The following is a 1,070-nucleotide window of genomic DNA, read 5'->3' on the forward strand; positions in this document are numbered from 1 at the left end:
GCAACAACGCCCGCGCCAACGGTACGGCCGCCTTCACGGATTGCGAAACGCAGACCGTCGTCCATCGCGATCGGGTGGATCAGGGTAACAACCATTTTGATGTTGTCGCCCGGCATTACCATCTCTACGCCTTCTGGCAGTTCGATGGTACCAGTCACGTCAGTAGTACGGAAGTAGAACTGCGGACGGTAGCCTTTGAAGAACGGAGTATGACGGCCGCCTTCGTCTTTGGACAGAATGTACACTTCAGATTCGAACTTGGTGTGCGGCTTGATTGAACCCGGCTTAGCCAGTACCTGACCACGTTCGATTTCTTCACGTTTGATACCACGCAGCAGAACACCAACGTTCTCACCAGCACGGCCTTCGTCCAGCAGTTTGCGGAACATTTCAACGCCAGTACAGGTAGACTTAGCAGTCTCTTTGATACCAACGATTTCAACTTCTTCACCAACTTTGATGATACCGCGCTCTACACGACCGGTAACAACGGTACCACGACCGGAGATGGAGAATACGTCTTCGATAGGCAGCAGGAACGGCTTGTCAATCGCACGCTCTGGTTCCGGGATGTAAGAATCCAGGAAGCCAGCCAGTTCGATGATCTTTGCTTCCCACTCTGCATCGCCTTCCAGCGCTTTCAGAGCAGAACCACGAACGATCGGAGTGTCGTCGCCCGGGAAATCGTACTGAGACAGAAGTTCACGAACTTCCATTTCTACCAGTTCCAGCAGCTCTTCGTCATCAACCATGTCGCATTTGTTCAGGAACACGATGATGTACGGAACGCCTACCTGACGACCCAGCAGGATGTGCTCACGAGTCTGCGGCATCGGGCCGTCAGTCGCAGCAACAACCAGGATCGCGCCGTCCATCTGCGCAGCACCGGTGATCATGTTTTTAACATAGTCGGCGTGGCCCGGGCAGTCTACGTGCGCGTAGTGGCGAGTCGGGGTGTCATATTCAACGTGAGAAGTGTTGATGGTGATACCACGAGCTTTTTCTTCCGGAGCGTTATCGATCTGGTCGAAAGCACGAGCAGCACCGCCGTAGGTTTTAGCCAGAACGGT

General features: G+C 53.9%; 1 protein-coding gene. It reads right to left on the reverse strand.

Features of this window, described 5'->3' with window-relative positions:
* On the reverse strand, positions 1-1,070 hold a 1,070-nt coding region (gene tuf / locus OH663_RS25995), incomplete at both ends, for an elongation factor Tu (protein WP_234097007.1).

Source organism: Citrobacter sp. Marseille-Q5395 (assembly GCF_947057495.1).
In the GTDB taxonomy this organism is placed as follows: domain Bacteria; phylum Pseudomonadota; class Gammaproteobacteria; order Enterobacterales; family Enterobacteriaceae; genus Citrobacter; species Citrobacter murliniae.